The 15,231-nt window shown below is 64.0% G+C and carries 18 protein-coding genes; 7 read left to right on the top strand and 11 right to left on the bottom strand.

Going from position 1 to position 15,231, the window contains the following annotated elements; genetic code table 11:
• Window positions 1-82: 82 nt before the first annotated feature.
• The 5 genes from AC1DGP_RS10150 to AC1DGP_RS10170 all read left to right on the top strand — a co-directional run bounded on the left by AC1DGP_RS10150 (window position 83) and on the right by AC1DGP_RS10170 (window position 5,012).
• On the top strand, window positions 83-1,003 hold the full coding sequence (locus AC1DGP_RS10150) for an alpha/beta fold hydrolase (protein WP_441488142.1): 921 nt from the start codon (window positions 83-85) through the stop codon (window positions 1,001-1,003).
• 492 nt (window positions 1,004-1,495) lie between these two features.
• Window positions 1,496-2,011, top strand: coding sequence for an acyltransferase (locus AC1DGP_RS10155; RefSeq protein ID WP_441506952.1), 516 nt, complete (start codon window positions 1,496-1,498; stop codon window positions 2,009-2,011).
• On the top strand, window positions 2,008-3,132 hold the full coding sequence (locus tag AC1DGP_RS10160; protein ID WP_441506953.1) for a DegT/DnrJ/EryC1/StrS family aminotransferase: 1,125 nt from the start codon (window positions 2,008-2,010) through the stop codon (window positions 3,130-3,132). The genes AC1DGP_RS10155 and AC1DGP_RS10160 overlap by 4 nt, the downstream gene beginning before the upstream one ends.
• Before the next feature lie 167 nt (window positions 3,133-3,299).
• A complete protein-coding gene (locus tag AC1DGP_RS10165; RefSeq protein ID WP_441488145.1) occupies window positions 3,300-4,073 on the top strand; it encodes a Crp/Fnr family transcriptional regulator in 774 nt (257 codons plus the stop codon).
• 252 nt (window positions 4,074-4,325) lie between these two features.
• Window positions 4,326-5,012, top strand: a complete 687-nt coding sequence (locus tag AC1DGP_RS10170; RefSeq protein WP_441506954.1) for a helix-turn-helix transcriptional regulator — start codon at window positions 4,326-4,328, stop codon at window positions 5,010-5,012.
• 81 nt (window positions 5,013-5,093) lie between these two features.
• Here AC1DGP_RS10170 and AC1DGP_RS10175 read toward each other — a convergent pair whose 3' ends face one another.
• From AC1DGP_RS10175 to soxY, 10 genes are all read right to left on the bottom strand, one after another.
• On the bottom strand, window positions 5,094-5,387 hold the full coding sequence (locus AC1DGP_RS10175; RefSeq protein WP_043238576.1) for an Rdx family protein: 294 nt from the start codon (window positions 5,385-5,387) through the stop codon (window positions 5,094-5,096).
• A gap of 158 nt (window positions 5,388-5,545) precedes the next feature.
• Window positions 5,546-5,938, bottom strand: a complete 393-nt coding sequence (locus AC1DGP_RS10180) for a c-type cytochrome (protein ID WP_441506955.1) — start codon at window positions 5,936-5,938, stop codon at window positions 5,546-5,548.
• A 78-nt stretch (window positions 5,939-6,016) separates the two neighbouring features.
• Window positions 6,017-7,294 (bottom strand): FCSD flavin-binding domain-containing protein, encoded by a 1,278-nt coding sequence (locus tag AC1DGP_RS10185; RefSeq protein WP_441488148.1) that lies wholly within the window; start codon window positions 7,292-7,294, stop codon window positions 6,017-6,019.
• Between the two features lie 64 nt (window positions 7,295-7,358).
• On the bottom strand, window positions 7,359-7,883 hold the full coding sequence (locus AC1DGP_RS10190) for a DsrE family protein (RefSeq protein ID WP_441506956.1): 525 nt from the start codon (window positions 7,881-7,883) through the stop codon (window positions 7,359-7,361).
• A gap of 33 nt (window positions 7,884-7,916) precedes the next feature.
• Entirely contained in the window at window positions 7,917-8,228 is a 312-nt protein-coding gene (locus tag AC1DGP_RS10195; protein WP_441488150.1) for a c-type cytochrome, read from the bottom strand.
• Window positions 8,229-8,266: 38 nt separating this feature from the next.
• Window positions 8,267-8,992: a c-type cytochrome gene (locus AC1DGP_RS10200; protein ID WP_441506957.1), complete on the bottom strand. Its 726-nt coding sequence runs from the start codon at window positions 8,990-8,992 to the stop codon at window positions 8,267-8,269.
• The gene (gene soxC / locus AC1DGP_RS10205) at window positions 8,976-10,247 is read right to left on the bottom strand and encodes a sulfite dehydrogenase (RefSeq protein WP_441506958.1); all 1,272 of its coding nucleotides are present in this window, start codon (window positions 10,245-10,247) and stop codon (window positions 8,976-8,978) included. The genes AC1DGP_RS10200 and soxC overlap by 17 nt, the downstream gene beginning before the upstream one ends.
• Window positions 10,248-10,295: 48 nt before the next feature.
• On the bottom strand, window positions 10,296-11,993 hold the full coding sequence (gene soxB / locus AC1DGP_RS10210; protein WP_441488153.1) for a thiosulfohydrolase SoxB: 1,698 nt from the start codon (window positions 11,991-11,993) through the stop codon (window positions 10,296-10,298).
• Between the two features lie 101 nt (window positions 11,994-12,094).
• Complete coding sequence (soxZ, locus tag AC1DGP_RS10215; protein ID WP_043238560.1) at window positions 12,095-12,424, bottom strand: thiosulfate oxidation carrier complex protein SoxZ; 330 nt, start codon at window positions 12,422-12,424, stop codon at window positions 12,095-12,097.
• Window positions 12,425-12,475: 51 nt separating this feature from the next.
• Window positions 12,476-12,940: a thiosulfate oxidation carrier protein SoxY gene (soxY, locus tag AC1DGP_RS10220; protein WP_441506959.1), complete on the bottom strand. Its 465-nt coding sequence runs from the start codon at window positions 12,938-12,940 to the stop codon at window positions 12,476-12,478.
• Between the two features lie 216 nt (window positions 12,941-13,156).
• On the opposite strand from soxY, the gene soxA reads away from it, so the two are divergent.
• Window positions 13,157-13,948: a sulfur oxidation c-type cytochrome SoxA gene (gene soxA, locus AC1DGP_RS10225; RefSeq protein ID WP_476832145.1), complete on the top strand. Its 792-nt coding sequence runs from the start codon at window positions 13,157-13,159 to the stop codon at window positions 13,946-13,948.
• A gap of 13 nt (window positions 13,949-13,961) precedes the next feature.
• A complete protein-coding gene (gene soxX, locus AC1DGP_RS10230; RefSeq protein WP_441506960.1) occupies window positions 13,962-14,585 on the top strand; it encodes a sulfur oxidation c-type cytochrome SoxX in 624 nt (207 codons plus the stop codon).
• 82 nt (window positions 14,586-14,667) lie between these two features.
• On the opposite strand, the gene AC1DGP_RS10235 is transcribed toward soxX, so the two are convergent.
• Window positions 14,668-15,231, bottom strand: a complete 564-nt coding sequence (locus AC1DGP_RS10235) for a thioredoxin family protein (protein WP_441506961.1) — start codon at window positions 15,229-15,231, stop codon at window positions 14,668-14,670.

Consider the following 15,231-nt stretch of genomic DNA (forward strand, 5'->3'; position numbering starts at 1 on the left):
CAGACAATGGCGCAGCGCCATCATCTCGTCGAGAGCAAGGCCGTGCCCTGGAGTGCCCGGCCGGACATGAGGAGAGATCGCGATGCTTCGCTTCCTGGCCGCCGCTACCGGCGCCCTTCTTTTCGCTGCCCCCGCGTTGGCTCAGATTGTTCCGTTTCCGGCGGGTTTCCGCACGCAGGAGATCCCGACCAACGGTACGACGTTGCACGTACGGGTCGGCGGACAGGGGCCGGCGGTCGTCCTGCTGCACGGCTATGGTGAAACCGGCGACATGTGGGGCGAGATGGCGGCCGATCTCGCGCGGGACCGGACCGTGATCGTTCCCGACCTGCGTGGCATGGGCCTTTCGGCCATCCCCGAAAAGGGCTTCGACAAGAAGAACCAGGCCGCCGACATTGCCGGCGTCCTCGATGCCCTGAAGGTGGACCGGGCGGAGCTGGTGACCCATGACATCGGCAACATGGTCGGATTTGCGCTTGCCGCCGGGTATCGCGATCGCGTGACGAAGTTCGTGCTGATCGATGCCCCCTTGCCGGGCGTCGGCCCCTGGGAGGAGATCCTGAAGAATCCGCTGCTCTGGCACTTTCGCTTCGGCGGCCCCGACATGGAGCGGCTCGTCGCCGGCCGCGAGCGCATCTATCTCGATCGCTTCTGGAATGAATTCTCGGCGACCCCCAGCCGGTTCAGCGAAGCTGCGCGAGAGCATTATGCGGCGCTCTACGCCAGGCCGGGGGCGATGCGCGCGGGCTTTGCCCAGTTCGCCGCCTTCGATCAGGATGCTGTCGACAACAAGGCCTTCCTGGCAAAGGGCAAGCTGACGATCCCTGTGCTGGCGATCGGGGGGGAGAAATCCTTCGGACTGGGCATGGCTGCGGTCATGAAGTTCGCAGGCGAGAACGTCCAGGGCGCGGTTGTGCCCGGTAGCGGACATTGGATCATGGAGGAGAATCCTGCGGCGACCGTCGCTCTGGTCCGCAGCTTCCTGGATGCCGGGCGACCATGAGAGCGGCGACCCGGTCGCGTCGGAGCGCCGCTGCCTTCGACCGGATCATGCGTCGCCGTCACCTATACGTTCACTGAACCGGAAGGGCCGATCTGCCGAAGCGGAGGCCCCTCTGTCCAACAGGGTCGAGCGCTGGCGATAACGGTCCACTGAGCGAGAGCGCGCATCTGCCCTGCGACGGCCAGCCGGGCCGCTCATTCACGAATAAAAATCGAGAGGATCCTGCCCGCGGCAGTGCGCAAGGCCGCGCCTCCGGTCTTCCCCGGCGATTGTCAGGCGCTGCGTCGGGCGGGGGTGCGGCAGACCTTGGTGGCGCGGCCTGCAAGGTCCTGCTGCCACGGGAGGAGAAGCAATTCGTCGGAAGGTGTAGGGAGCCTACTGCTCCGGGCGATCCGCCTATAGGCTTCATCCGAACGAGGCGCGCCCTATTCCCATCGTTCCGGTTCCGCTTTTGCACGCTAGCGTTCTGCCGGAGCAGGGAAGGGGAGCGCCATGCCCATCATCGATGTGGACTTCGGTGATGATGTCGTCGTCAGCCACCCCGATCTCGTCAATCTCTATGGCTGTGCGATCGGCTCGGGCACACGGATCGGCCCCTTCGTCGAGATCCAGCGCGGCAGCCGCATCGGCCGGCGCTGCAAGATATCCTCGCATTCCTTCATCTGTGAGGGGGTGGTGCTCGAGGATGAGGTCATGATCGCCCATGGCGTGATGTTCACCAATGACCGCATGCCGCGCGCGGTCAGGCCGGGGGGATCGCGAGAGGCGCAGGCATGGGCCCAGGACGCCACGGTCGTGCGCCGAGGGGCGTCGATCGGCTCGAATGCCACCATTGGCTGTGGGGTCGAGATTGGAAGCTACGCCGTGGTCAGCTGCGGCGCAGTCGTGATGCGTGATGTGCCGGCCCGCGCGGTGGTCGCCGGGGTCCCGGCCAGCGTCATCGGCCATGCCGGAGCCAACGCCACTGCGCCCAGGTTGTTTGAAACCGTACTGGGGGAAACCTCATGATCCCATTTCTCGATCTCAAGGCTCAGTTCAAGACGGTGCAGGAGCCGCTTGAGGCGGCCGTCCTCTCCGTCCTGCGCAGCGGCAACTATGTCCTGGGCGAACCGGTCGCGGCCTTCGAGCGCGCGTTCGCTGAATATTGCGGTGTCGGGGAAGCCGTGGCCGTGAGCAGCGGCACAGCAGCCCTGCACCTGGCCCTGCTCGCGGCCGGTGTCGAGCCCGGGGACGAGGTGATCACGGTACCAATGACCTTCGTCGCAACGGTGGCCGCGATCCACTATGCGGGAGCGAAGGCGGTTCTGGTCGATGTCGATCCCACCAGCTTCACGATGTCGCCGGAAGCCTTCGAGGCTGCCATCACGCCGGCGACCCGTGCCGTCGTGCCCGTCCATCTCCATGGCAGGCTTGCCGATATGGCGGCGATCGGCGCCATCGCCAATCGCTACGGCATCACCGTGATCGAGGATGCTTCCCAGGCCCATGGCGCGGAGCGCGATGGCATGCGGGCAGGCGCCTTCGGCTCATATGGCTGCTTCAGCTTCTATCCCGGCAAGAATCTCGGGGCCTGCGGCGAGGGGGGCGCGGTGGTCACTCACGATTCCAAGGCCGCTCAGCTGCTGCGCAGCTTGCGCGACTGGGGGCAGGAGGGACGATCCAATCACGTCAGGCCCGGCTTCAATCTGCGCCTCGACGCGATCCAGGCCGTGGCGCTGCAGGTCAAGCTGCCCTATCTCGATGGCTGGACACAGAAGCGCAGACGGATCGCTTCGGCCTATGAGCGGCTGCTGGGCGACACTGAGCTGCAGCTTCCGGCTCCGGCCCGGCGTGCGGAACACGTCTTTCATGTCTACGCGATCCAGAGCGAAGAGCGGGACAGGCTGCGGACGGGACTCGCCAAGGCGGGGGTTTCGACCGGCATCCACTATCCCCGCCCGGTTCATCTGCAGCCGGCCTATGCCGGGTTGGGTTACGTGCCCGGCGACTTTCCAGTCTCGGAGCGGCTGGCGCGGCGTTTTCTCTCGCTGCCGATCTTCCCGGAACTTGTCGCACCCCAGCTGGCGCGGGTCGCTTCCGCTCTTATCCGGTGCTGCGAGGAGCGGCACGTCCACGCGGCCGATGCGTGAAGCCATTGATCGTCACCACGCGCAGTTTCCCGGTGGGGGAGTCCTTTGGGGCGCCAAAGTACAATGAAACGTTTGAAACTGGGTCCGACAAATGCAGCTTATCGGGGATTGGCGGTTAACATAAGTTAACCCTTCGGGCCATCGCGCGGCCTTGGCGGAGGGGGGTTATGCATCGCATCCAGTCGGCCGTGGCATCGAACCATGCGGGCGTCGCGCGGGAACGCGTGTGGTGCCTGACATGCCCGTTGCGGCAGATCCCCGCGCTCCATGGCGTGTCGGATGCGGATGCTACGACCCTGGAAGAGTTCAAGCAGGGGCAAAGGTTTGCGGAAGCCGGTAGCGTGATCCTGGAACGAGGCGCGCGGCCGGGCCTGTTCACGCTGTTCTCCGGTTGGGCTGCAGAGTACCGGGCTCTGGGGTCCGGCGAGCGTCAGCTCGTCGCCATCCTCCTCCCCGGGGATCTGATCGGTCTCGATACGGTGATGGCGGGCCCCTCAGAGAGCACCATCATTGCCCTGACCCCCGTCATGCTGTGCAGTTTCGCTGCTGCGAGAGTCGACGAGATGTTCCGGCACGAGAGCTTCATGCGGAGTATCACGCGTGCTGCGGTTGCCGGGCGCCGCCGCCTCGTGGATTCGCTGACCGCGCTCGGTGCGGGGCGGACGTCTCGTGCGCTCGCCCATTTCGTCGTGACGTTGCACGATCGCCTGCAGATCCGGGGGCTGATGCATGACGGGGGCTTCAAGACGCCGCTCGGGAAACGCCACCTGGCGGAGGCTTGCGGAGTCACCGGGGTTCACCTGCATCGCGTCATGCAATTCCTGCAGGCTGAGCGGGTGATGTCCTTCGCGACCGGCCAGTTCAGCATTTACGACATGGAGCGGCTACGCCGTATGGCTGGTCTCTCCGTCAATGGTGCAGAGGCAGAGACAGTCCTCTGATGAGGTCTTCACGATTTTTTGTCCTAGAGGGTGAGCTGAAAAGGTAACATTTGTTTGGTTCGCCGAATAATTTTCTTTGGCCGGCTTAGAATTGATGTAAAATTTAATACATGGAGAAAGCGGCGGCAGTTCTCCTTTTAGACTTATTTCTGGCAAAATTATGGGGCGATGCGCTTTTAATTCGAGGATATTGTTATGATATTCGAAAATATACATGAGAATCTGCCGCTCATGGCCGATCGGCGGCCATCCTTGACTCGCTCGGGAGCCGAAGAGATTTCGCGTCTCCGAGAGCAGCCTGCCGCCATCGTCATCATCGAAGCCAGGCAATTGATCCGTGATTGCCTGGCTTCATCCCTGCTCTCTCAAAGTCGTGATTACGAGGTCGAGACGTTTTCGTCGCTGGCGGAATGGCGTCGCGAGCGGTCGAGCCCGCCGAGACCGGGAACGGTGGTTTTGCGCTATGTGAGCGGTCCGCGCTGCCGCAAGGAGATCGAGCGGGAGATCGAGGAGCTTGCCGCGGATGGCGATGTCTCGCTGGTTCTGCTTTCGGATACCGAGGACGTCGACGAGATGCTGGAGGCCATCGCGACCGGCGCGAAAGGCTATATCCCGACAACGCTTAGCCTCGACGTGGCACGCGGCGCGATGAGCCTGGTGCGTTCGGGCGGAGTGTTCATTCCGTCGGGGAGTCTGTTGTCGCGTCGCGCCGGCAAGCCGGGAGACCCGGTCGGGCCCCGGCAGATGTTCACACCCAGGCAGGCGGCAGTGCTCGAGGCCGTGCAGCATGGAAAGGCGAACAAGGTGATCGCCTATGAGCTCGACCTGAAGGAAAGCACCGTCAAGGTTCATGTCCGCAATGTCATGCGCAAGCTCGGTGCGCATAACAGGACAGAGCTCGCGGTCCTGAGCTTCAACTTGCCAGGCTCCGGTCGGTAGGGCGGGGCAGAGGAAGAGCGCGCCCGACAGGTGATACCCGGCCGGGCGCCGGGATCGTGAGGCTCGCTCGAGCAGGATCGCTCAGCCGTGGCTCTGGTCGAGATGGCCGAGGTCGCGGCCGGGGTCGAGGCGATCCCGCACGCGCTGCTTCAGCGCCTTCACGTCGGGGAAGCCGCCATCATTCTTGCGGTCCCAGATCAGCACGTCGTCATAATGGATCTGGAAGGTCCCGCCTGTACCCGGCAGGAGCGCGACTTCGCCAAGATCGGGGCCGAAGGTCGAGAGCAGTTCCTGGGCCATCCAGGCCGATCGCAGCAGCCAGTTGCACTGTGTGCAGTAGGTGATGGCAATGCGGGGGCGCTTCGTGTCCGACATGGCGGGAGCCTTGGCTTGCGAGCAGAGAATCCGTTCCGGGCTCGGAACGCTTGCGAGCGCTCATGCCAAAATACGCCTGACGGAACAAGCAACGCGACGACAGGGCTGATCCCGTCGTCGCGCAGGCGTGGGCCGGCCTGATCGAGGCTGGCCTCAGCTCACATCTTCTTGCCGTCCTTGTCGTACTGCTTGAGGAAGGCGGTGAGATCCTTGATCTCCTGTTCGTTCTTGATGCCGGCGAAGACCATCTTGGTGCCGGGGATCTTGGCCCGCGGATCCTTGATGTACTCGGCGAAGACGGTCTCGTCCCAGGTGATGCCGGAGTTCTTGTTGGCGTTGGAGTAGCTGTAGCCCTCGACGGAGCCGGAATGCCGACCGAAGAGACCGTTCAGGATGGGCCCCACCGTATTCTTGGCACTTTCGCCAAGCTGGTGGCAGGCGCGGCACTTGTTCCAGGAGCGCTCGCCGGCGGCGACGTCCTGGGCTTGGGCTGAATTCCCGAAGATCGCGGCAGCGATCAGGATCGTGGCGCAGGCAATCGCTTTCATCATGGTTCCTTCATCGGCAGCGGGCCGCACGGAATCGCGCGGCGGGAAATTCAGAATGCTTCTAATCGGCGCCTGGGCCAATCACGTGAACATGTCGGCGGTGATGCCGGCATACCAGCCGATGTTCTCGGCCTGGGTCTGCTTGCGCAGCTCGTCGCTCTCGTCGGGCTGCGAGACAAAGGTCTCGACAGCGGCGATTTTGCCGTCTTTCGGCTCATATCGACCGCCAACCTTGATGGCGTCGTCGGTGTCGACCAGGCTCCAGCAGGTGTTGACGTAGCGCGGCGGGAAGGTGCGCGACCCGGACAATTCGCCGCGGATGACCATGGCCGCGACCTTGGCCTGGCTGTTGGCCGAGAAGGCGGATTTCGGCATGTCGCCAGCGATGCAGGCATCGCCGAGGACGAAGATGGCGGGATCGGCTGCCGACTTCATCGTCGCGGGATCGATGGCGCAATAGCCGCCGGCGGGCGCAAGTCCAGCCTCGCGCGCGATCGCGCCCGCCATCTGGGCCGGGATGACATTGACGAAGGCACAGTTCTTGTAGGTTTCGAAGCCGGTCACCACGGTGTTGGTCTTGGGATCGACCGACTTGATGCCGTCATGCACCTTGGGGCCGAGCCACTCGATCATCGTGCCGTAGCGTTTCTCCCAGTCGGGTTGGAAGACGCCCTGCTTGGAGAAGCTCTCCTTCGGATCGAGGATGACGATCTTCGCCTGCTTGCGCCCGGTCTGCATCAGGACATGGGCGAACATCGAGGCACGCTCATAGGGACCTGGCGGGCAGCGATAGGGATTGGGCGGGGTGATCATCACGATCAGGCCGCCATCCGGCACCGCATCGAGCCGCTCCTTGATCAGCCGGGTCTGGCGGCCGGGCTTCCAGCCATGCGGCATCGCTTCCTCGGCCTCCTTCGACCAGCCCGGGACGGAATCATATTTGAGGTCGATGCCAGGGGAGAGCACGAGCCGATCATAGGGCAGGCGCTCGCCGGTGGAGAGCACGACCTCTTTCTTGTCGCGGTCGATCGCGGTGGCGCGGGCGCGCGCAAGCGTGATGCCGTTGTTCTTCGTCAGCGCGTCATAGCCATGGACGAGCTCGTCATAGCTCTTGAACCCGCCGATAAAGAGGTTGGAGTGAAAGCAGGTCTGGTAGCGCTCATTCTCCTCGACCAGCGTCACCGCAATGGCGCCATTGCTGTCCTTGGCGATGTAGCGGGCTGCAGTCGCACCGCCCGCGCCGCCACCGACCACGACGACGCGCGGCTTCGCCTGGCCAAGCACTGCGGGGGCGCCAAGGGTCGTCGCTCCGGAGAGCGCCAGCCCGGACAGAACCAGTGAACGGCGATCGATCAGCATCTCTCTCTCCCCATTATCGTCAGTGAACCCGGTGATCCCTGATCCCGGCAGGCCTTCTGCGGGCCTATCCAACCTTCATGTAGCCAAAGCCCTTGGCCTGCAGCGCAGCCACGGCTGCCACGCCCGACGGCACGAAGCTGATAAACGCGGCATCGCGCGCCTTGGCCTTGTCGAGCTTCAGCCGATCGAAGGTGATCTCGCAGAGATGAACCTTGAGACCGTTCTTTGCGACATCCTCGATCCGCTCGAAAATCTTGGGCACCATGGCCTCGTCGCGCCAGCTGGTGTCGGTAAGGTCGTTCAGGAAGAACTTCACGCCCTGTCCATGCGCGACGACGACCAACTGCAGGGCGAACGGATCGGCACCATAGGCAGAGTAATGGTTTGCGATGTTGGTCAGCATCTGAACGAAGCGCTGCGGATCGCCGAAATCACAATGATAGACACAGGCGACATCGGCTTCCTTCTGAAGGTCGGTCAGCTTGAGGTCACGCGGCGCTGCCCCTGCTGGTGTTGCTGCTGCGGCAAGGCCGGAGGCCGCTGCGAGAAGCATGCTGCGACGAGTGGCGTCCGCTAATGAATGTGACATTTGGCCCTCCCTCGGGTTTCGCCGGCTTCCGGTCTATGGAGCTGGTTTGAGGCTGCCGTAATAGCTTGCCAGCGCCTCGACCTCTTCCTGGCTCAGGCGCCCGGCGATGGTGCGCATCACCTGGTTCTCTCGCTGCCGGTCCCTGTAGCTGTTCATCAGTGCGATGAACTGGTCGACGGGGACGCCGACGATGGCAGGAATTCCTCCATCATGGCGCCCGCTGGTCTGGTGGCAGGCGGTGCATTCCGACGAAAGATACTCGCCGAGCGCGCGATCGCCGGCCGCCTGTGCGCAGGACATCACGGGGATCAGCGCCGCAAAACCGACCAGGGCGGCCAGGGCCACCCGGGATGCGCACTTTGCGGTGGCGCAGCCTGTCCCCATCAATCCACCTTGGGGGCGGTCTTGGAATCGGGCGTCACATCCAGCACGGCGGCCCGCCCGGTGATCTTTACCTCGGCCTTGCAGTCCTTCATGCAAGGCTCCTTGCCCCAGAACGCCTTCTCGGTGGTTTCGCGGTCATCGTCATAGAAGGTCGACGCGTTCGGAAGTTTGACGCTGGTGAAATTCTTATCGGACAGCTCGAACTCCTCGTCCTTCACGATGTCGTTGAGGTAGAGCAGATAGGCTGTCAGGGCGTAGATCTCGTCCGGTGAGAGCGACTGCGCATTGCCATAGGGCATGGCGCGGCGGATGTAGTCGTAGACGGTGGAGAGATCGGGCCAGAACGAGCCGATCGTCTTCTCCGGACGGTCCGAGGTCAGGCTGCCCTGGCCGCCTGCCAGCACGGGCCAGCGGCCATTGCCCTGCCCGAACTCGCCATGGCAGCTCGCGCATTGCGTCTGGAAGATCTCGTCGCCCTGCTTCACCGTGCCCTTGCCGGGCGGCAGGCCCATGCCGTCGGGCCGCACGTCGATGTCCCAGGCCTTGATCTCTTCCGGCAGCGCCAGGCGGCCGAGATTGAGTTTCGCGTGCGCGGGCTGGCCGGCGGCATGCGGCACGGGCTTGGGCTGGGCCTGCTTCTGAGGTTGCGCGATCAACGGGCCGGCTGCGACGACGGCGAGCGCCGCGAAACCCGCAAGCAGGGCGAGCTTAGGCGATCTCGACATTCTCGGTCTCCCCATTCGCCCGGACGAGCCAGGTCTGAATGCCGTTATTGTGGTAGATGGAATTGACGCCGCGCACCTTGCGCAGCTCGTCCTTGGTCGGCTGGACATAGCCGGTGGAATCCATGGCGCGGGACTGGATCAGCAGTTCCTGGCCGGCCCAGTCGAAATCGACATAGAAGCGGGTCAGCGACTTATCGAGAACGGGGCCGTCGATGCGGGCACTCTGCCAGTTCTTGCCGCCGTCGAGCGTGACGTCGACACGCTTGATCGTGCCGCGTCCCGACCAGGCCAGCCCGGACAGCACATTGCGCCCCTTGTGCTTCAGCGGCGCCTGCGGCGAGGGATTGGTCACCACGGATTTGGCGTCCATGATGAAGGTGAAGCGGCGCGAGCGGCCATCCGCAAGAAGGTCGGTATATTTCGAGGTTTCCTCGCGCGCCATCCAGGGTTTGTCGCCGACTTCGATGCGGCGCAGCCACTTGACCCAGAGATTGCCTTCCCAGCCGGGGATGACGGCGCGCAGCGGATAGCCCTGCTCGGGCCGCAGCGCCTCGCCGTTCATGGCGAAGGCGATGAGCACGTCACCCAGCGCCTTCTCGAGCGGGAGCGAACGGTTCATGCCGGAGGAATCCGCACCTTCCAGCATCAGCCATTTGGCGGTCGACTTCACACCCGCTTCTTCGAGCAGGGCCTTCAGCGGCACGCCCGTATACATGACGTTATGGACCATGCCGTGGGTGAACTGGCAGCCATTGAGCTGCGCGCCGCGCCATTCCATGCCGGAATTGGCGGCGCATTCGAGGAAGTAAACGCGGTTCTGCCGCGGCATACGCCGGATGTCCTCCATGGTGAAGACCAGCGGCTTTTCGACCAGGCCGTGGATCATCAGGCGGTGATTGGCCGGCTCGATATCGGCGATGCCGCCGTGATGGCGCTCGAAGCACAGGCCGGACGGCGTGATGATGCCGTCGAGTTCATGGAGTGGCGTGAAGTTGACCGAGGATTCCGGGGATGCCGTCAGCCAGGAGACGTCCCGGCGCATGACATGTTTCTCATGGCGCGAGGGCATTCCGTAGGGCCGCTTGTCGACGCCTTCGCCGAGATAGCGGTTCCAGTCCTGGACGTCGGTGATCAGCGGGTCGGGAGCCCCGGCGCGGGCACCGGTAGCCGAGGCGGCCAGCCCCGCGCCAGCCATTCCGGCCGCGCCGAGGAAGCGGCGCCTGCTCAGGCTTTCGCGGTTGCGGGGGGAGGTCATGGCGGCAGATTCCTCTGGATTGGGAGGGTTCAGGGAGGATGGCGCGGGTCAGGCGCCGGTCACCTTGACGGCGTCGTTTGGCGTGATCGAAACGGTCTTGGTGCGGGCGACATGGTCGCGGACCACGTCCCAGATCGGCGGCCCTTGCGTGCCCTCGTTGACGCTGGCCCAGCCGGCGACGACGTATTTCCGGGACGCATCGATCGGCTTGCCGGATTTCAGATGCGTCAGCCCGGAGATGCGGCTGCCCATCGGCTTGCCGATATCGATGGCGTAGCCCATGCCGCCGATGCGGACCATGTCGCCGCCGCCCTGGAAATAGGGATCGGGGTGGAAGATATTGTCGGCGACGTCCTCGAGGATCTCCTTGAGCTGGGCGCCGGTCATCTCCATGCGGTAGCAGTTGGGATAGGTGATCGCGGTCGCGTTGGTGATCGCCTCCCAGGTGATCGGCTCGCCGGGAAGCAGCGTCCCGCCCCAGCGGAAGCCGGGGGAGAGTGCGATCTCGGCGTCGCGCTGGCTCATCATGGCGTCGCAGATCAGGTCGTCGAAGGTGCCGTTGAAGTTGCCGCGCCGGTAGAGCAGCGACTCGGTCCGTCCGATCTCGCGGGCGAGGTCGGCGGCGAAGGGCTCGCGGAGCTTCCTGACCAGCGCCGCCATTTCGGTATCGGGGGTGATCGCTTCGGAGAAGACCGGCATCAGCTTGAAGCGGATATCGGCGACCTTGCCGTCCTTCACCGCGATGTCGAGCCGCGACAGGAACTTGCCATGCGAGCCGCTGGCGACGAGGGCGGTATTGCCGACGCGCACCACACCGGGCATCGCGTCATGGGTGTGGGCGGTCAGGATGATGTCGAGGCCCTTGACCCGCGCGGCCAGTTTCCTATCGACGTCGAAACCGTCATGCGAGAGCAGCACGACGATGGCTGCGCCCTCGGCACGGGCCTCCTCGACCTGTTTCTGGATCTCCTCCTCGCGGATGCCGAACTCCCAGTCAGGGAACATCCAGCGCGGATTGGCGATGGCGGTACGCGGCAGCGCCTGGCCAATCACCGCAACCTTGACGCCGCCCTTTTCGAAGACCTTGCGCGGCTTGAAGACGGGTTCGTTCCACTCCTTGTCGCGAATGTTCTGGGCGAGGAATGCAAAGGATGCGCTCTCCGCGATCTCCTTGACGCGCTCGGCGCCGAGCGTGAACTCCCAATGGCCGACCATGGCATCGGTCTTCAGGGCCGACATGACGTCGACCATGTCCTGGCCCCTGGTCTGGAGCGAACTCCAGCTGCCCTGCCAGGTGTCGCCGCCATCGAGCAGCAGAACCTTATCGTCTCCGCGTTCGGCGCGGATCGCCTTGACCAGCGTCGCGATGCGGTCGAGCCCGCCCATCCGGCCGTACTGACGGGCAAGCGAGGTGAAGTCGTCGGAGGTCAGGGCAAAGGCGTCGGCCGAGCCCGTGGCGATCTTGAAATGCTCCCGGAACTCCGCGTCGGTCAGGTGCGGCGGCTGACCCTTGGCCTCGCCGACGCCGAGATTGATCGAGGGTTCGCGGAAATGCAGCGGCACGAGCTGGGCGTGGATATCGGTGACGTAGAGAAGCGTCACGGTGCCGAGCGGGTCGAAGCGCAGGATGTCGGCCTGGGACAGGCGCTGCTGCGCGGCTGCGCGGCCGAGCGGGCCCAATCCGGAAGCCAGCGTGATGGCCGCAGCAGCCGATGTTGCCTGAAGAAAATCGCGCCGTGAGATCATGATCCACCCTTGGGCGGCGCGCAGCCGCCCTCATGCGGGGACGTTTCGCCCCGCTTGTCCGTTCGATGCGAGCAACCGGCCGGGTCGCGGCCGGCGAGACATCAGCCGACCGTCAGCTTGTTCTTGGCGGTGTATTCGGAACCGTCATCATCCTTCCAGGTGAAGGTGAATTCACCCGATTCCGTCGCCTTGAAGAAGAAGGACTGGTACGGGTTGGCCGAAATCGCGGGATGCCAATCGGCGGAGAAAACCGGCTTGCCGTTGAAGCTCGCGCTGAACTTGTTGATGATCTTACGCGGAATCGTCTCGCCCTTGGCGTCCTTGCGCTGGCCGGATTCCATCTCGTGCGAGATCAGCGTCTTGATCTCGATCATCTCGCCTGCGGCGGCCTTGGCGGGAACGCGGACCCGCGGGGTGGGCTTGGTGCTCATGGGGTATCCTCACCGTGATCTTGTCGTTGTCGGGGCTGGAACGCGCAGGTCTCAGCCGCCGCAACCGCCGATCGTGACCTTCACATTGGCCTTGGCCATATGCAGCGCGCCGTTCGACATCTCGGCGACGCAGACGATGTTCTGGGTCTGGGCGAGGCGCATGCGGGTCGCGGCCGAGGCCTTGCCGCAGGCTGGCGTGAAGCTGTAGCTGACGATGCCGGGAAGCGGGTTGCCGTCGGCATAGACATGCACGGCCTTGACGTAGTCGGCGTCCGTCATCGGGCTTTCGATCTCGATATTGATCGGGACGACCAGGCCGTTCTCGGCGATTTCGGGAACATCGAGCTTGATCTTGCCCGTGGCGAAGGGCTTGTCGCCATAGAGCTTCTTCAGTTCGTCCGCGACCGTCTTTTCATCCGCGAAGGCGAGCTTGGCGCCGAGAAGGCTGGCCACGGCGGCGAAGGCACCCGCCTTGAGAGCGTGACGGCGCGACAGCCCCGCTTGCTGAAAATCCATTCGGACATCCTCCCTGGAATTATTCTGGTTAGCTCTTGACGACGCGACCGTCCGTCGCACATCATTTCGACATATCGTGATATTGTTTTTTGTGAATGTAAAGGCTTTCAAATCAAGAAAGCCGGGAATGAAGGTCGCATGAAGCGGCCGGCTGGGGAAACGAAAGGGCAGGGCATGAAGCTCACTGTGATCGGCGCGGCAGTTCTTGCCGCGGCCATGACGCTCGCGGCCGGGCATCTGACCGCACAATCGCCGCCGCAGGACGATAGCGAGAAGGAGATCGAGCGCTATCGCCAGATGCTCTCGGACCCATTCTCCAACCCGGGTTATCTCGCAGTCGATCGCGGCGAAGAGATCTGGACGACGAAGCGCGGCCCCAAGAATGTCTCGCTGGAAGGTTGCGATCTCGGCGAGGGCGCCGGCAAGCTGGAGGGAGCCTATGCGCGGCTGCCGCGCCATTTCGCGGATGCCGACAAGGTCATGGATCTGGAGCAGCGCCTGCTCTGGTGCATGGACAAGGTCCAGGGGCTCGACACCAAGGACGTGCTGTCGCGACGCTTCTCCTCTCCGGGAAAGGCATCCGATCTCGAGGACCTGACGGCTTTCATCGCCAACAAGTCGAACGGCATGAAGCTCGAGCCGCAGCTCAAGCACGCCAAGGAACTTGAAATGGCGGCTGTCGGCGAGGAGCTGTTCTATCGCCGCGGCGGCGTGATGGACTTCTCCTGCGCCACCTGCCACGCCGAGGAAGGCAAGCGCATCCGCCTTCAGGGCCTGCCCAACCTGTCCGTGCCGGGGGCCGCTGCCCAGGCGACGATGGCGACCTGGCCGACCTATCGGGTCTCCCAGAGCGCGCTTCGCACGATGCAGCACCGCCTTTGGGACTGTTATCGGCAGCAGCGCTGGCCGGTGCCGGATTTTGGCTCGGATAGTCTGACCGCGCTCACCGTCTTCCTGAACAAGCAGGCGGCCGGCGGTGAACTCAATGTGCCTTCGATCAAGCGCTGAGGGGACTGAACCGATGATCAGATCAGCTTTCGCCTCCCTCGCCCTGGGCAGCTTCGTGCTCTGTGCGCCAGCCCTTGCGCAGGACAAGCCGGCCAAGCCCAGCCAGGCGACGATCGAGGCCTATGTGAAGTCCACTTTCGGCAAGGCGCCGGCGGAATGGCAGGCGCGCATCACGCCGGATGAATCGCTGGCGGCGTGCAACGTCCATCGCAATCAGGTTTCGTCCGCGGATGCGGAGGCCATCACCAAGCGCGAACTCGCCAGGGTCAGCTATCCCGCCGACGACAAATTCCTCGGCAACTGGAAGGAAGGCTACAAGGTCGCCAATAACGGCCGCGGCGGTCAGTTCTCCGATCCACCGGACACTATTGCCGGCGGCAACTGCTTCGCCTGCCACCAGCTCGATCCCAAGGAGCTGAGCTACGGCACGCTCGGCCCGAGCCTCGCCGCCTATGGCAAGGACCGGAAATACGACGCCGAGGCGATCAAGGACGCCTACACGAAGATCTATAATTCACAGGCCGTGGTGCCCTGTTCGAACATGCCCCGCTTCGGCACCAACAAGGTGCTGAGCGAACAGCAGATCAAGGACGTGATGGCCTATCTGTTCGACCCGGAATCGCCGGTGAACAAGTAGCGGCAAGGCCCAGCGGCAGTAAACGTCATCCCGGCCTCGGTTCTTCCGTGGCCGGGATGATTGCGTTTGGAGGTGACCAACGTCAGGCGCCTTGCCGCTTCAGCCACTCCGGGAAGGGCGCTGTCTCATAGCCCTTCTCCCGCACAAAGCGGAACATGGCGAGGAAATCGCGTGGTTCGAGCAGTCCCGGCATGCGGGCGACCTCGCGGGCTTGCGGCTTGCGTTGGCCAAGTCCTTCCGCGCTCTCGGGCATGAACTGGATCGTCGGAGTGAAGCGCACGCCATAGGCCTCGCCCAGCGCCTTCTCGCCCAGTTTGCGTCCGTCGAAATCGGTGACCTCGCGGGCGCCGATATGGTTGAGGTGCAGCACCTCGAAATTGGCCTTGATGTAACCTTCGATCTTGGGATCGGCGAGATGTACCTCATGCATTCGCCGGCAGGCCGGGCAGCCCTTGAGACCCCACATGATCGCGAGGAGCTTGCCGTTGCGGGTCGCGCTCTCGATGTCTTCGGAAAGGTCGAGGAAGCTCTCGAGATACCAGTCCTGCTGGTAGAGCCCGTCCTCGCCGAGTCTGGCGGCGGCGAGGGTCTGAGGCGCGAAGGAGACGGCGAGGGCAGAGCCGAGAAGCCTGCGTCGGGTCAGCAT

The organism is Allobosea sp. 05T433, assembly GCF_056396065.1.

Excerpts from the sequence above, each read along its gene's own strand:
- AC1DGP_RS10150 (WP_441488142.1), top strand. The coding sequence starts at position 83 with ATGCTTCGCTTCCTGGCCGCCGCTACCGGCGCCCTTCTTTTCGCTGCC.
- AC1DGP_RS10155 (WP_441506952.1), top strand. The coding sequence starts at position 1,496 with ATGCCCATCATCGATGTGGACTTCGGTGATGATGTCGTCGTCAGCCAC.
- AC1DGP_RS10160 (WP_441506953.1), top strand. The coding sequence starts at position 2,008 with ATGATCCCATTTCTCGATCTCAAGGCTCAGTTCAAGACGGTGCAGGAG.
- AC1DGP_RS10165 (WP_441488145.1), top strand. The coding sequence starts at position 3,300 with ATGCATCGCATCCAGTCGGCCGTGGCATCGAACCATGCGGGCGTCGCG.
- AC1DGP_RS10175 (WP_043238576.1), bottom strand. The coding sequence starts at position 5,387 with ATGTCGGACACGAAGCGCCCCCGCATTGCCATCACCTACTGCACACAG.
- AC1DGP_RS10180 (WP_441506955.1), bottom strand. The coding sequence starts at position 5,938 with ATGATGAAAGCGATTGCCTGCGCCACGATCCTGATCGCTGCCGCGATC.
- AC1DGP_RS10185 (WP_441488148.1), bottom strand. The coding sequence starts at position 7,294 with ATGCTGATCGATCGCCGTTCACTGGTTCTGTCCGGGCTGGCGCTCTCC.
- AC1DGP_RS10190 (WP_441506956.1), bottom strand. The coding sequence starts at position 7,883 with ATGTCACATTCATTAGCGGACGCCACTCGTCGCAGCATGCTTCTCGCA.
- AC1DGP_RS10200 (WP_441506957.1), bottom strand. The coding sequence starts at position 8,992 with ATGTCGAGATCGCCTAAGCTCGCCCTGCTTGCGGGTTTCGCGGCGCTC.
- soxC (WP_441506958.1), bottom strand. The coding sequence starts at position 10,247 with ATGACCTCCCCCCGCAACCGCGAAAGCCTGAGCAGGCGCCGCTTCCTC.
- soxB (WP_441488153.1), bottom strand. The coding sequence starts at position 11,993 with ATGATCTCACGGCGCGATTTTCTTCAGGCAACATCGGCTGCTGCGGCC.
- soxZ (WP_043238560.1), bottom strand. The coding sequence starts at position 12,424 with ATGAGCACCAAGCCCACCCCGCGGGTCCGCGTTCCCGCCAAGGCCGCC.
- soxY (WP_441506959.1), bottom strand. The coding sequence starts at position 12,940 with ATGGATTTTCAGCAAGCGGGGCTGTCGCGCCGTCACGCTCTCAAGGCG.
- soxA (WP_476832145.1), top strand. The coding sequence starts at position 13,157 with ATGACGCTCGCGGCCGGGCATCTGACCGCACAATCGCCGCCGCAGGAC.
- soxX (WP_441506960.1), top strand. The coding sequence starts at position 13,962 with ATGATCAGATCAGCTTTCGCCTCCCTCGCCCTGGGCAGCTTCGTGCTC.
- AC1DGP_RS10235 (WP_441506961.1), bottom strand. The coding sequence starts at position 15,231 with ATGCTGACCCGACGCAGGCTTCTCGGCTCTGCCCTCGCCGTCTCCTTC.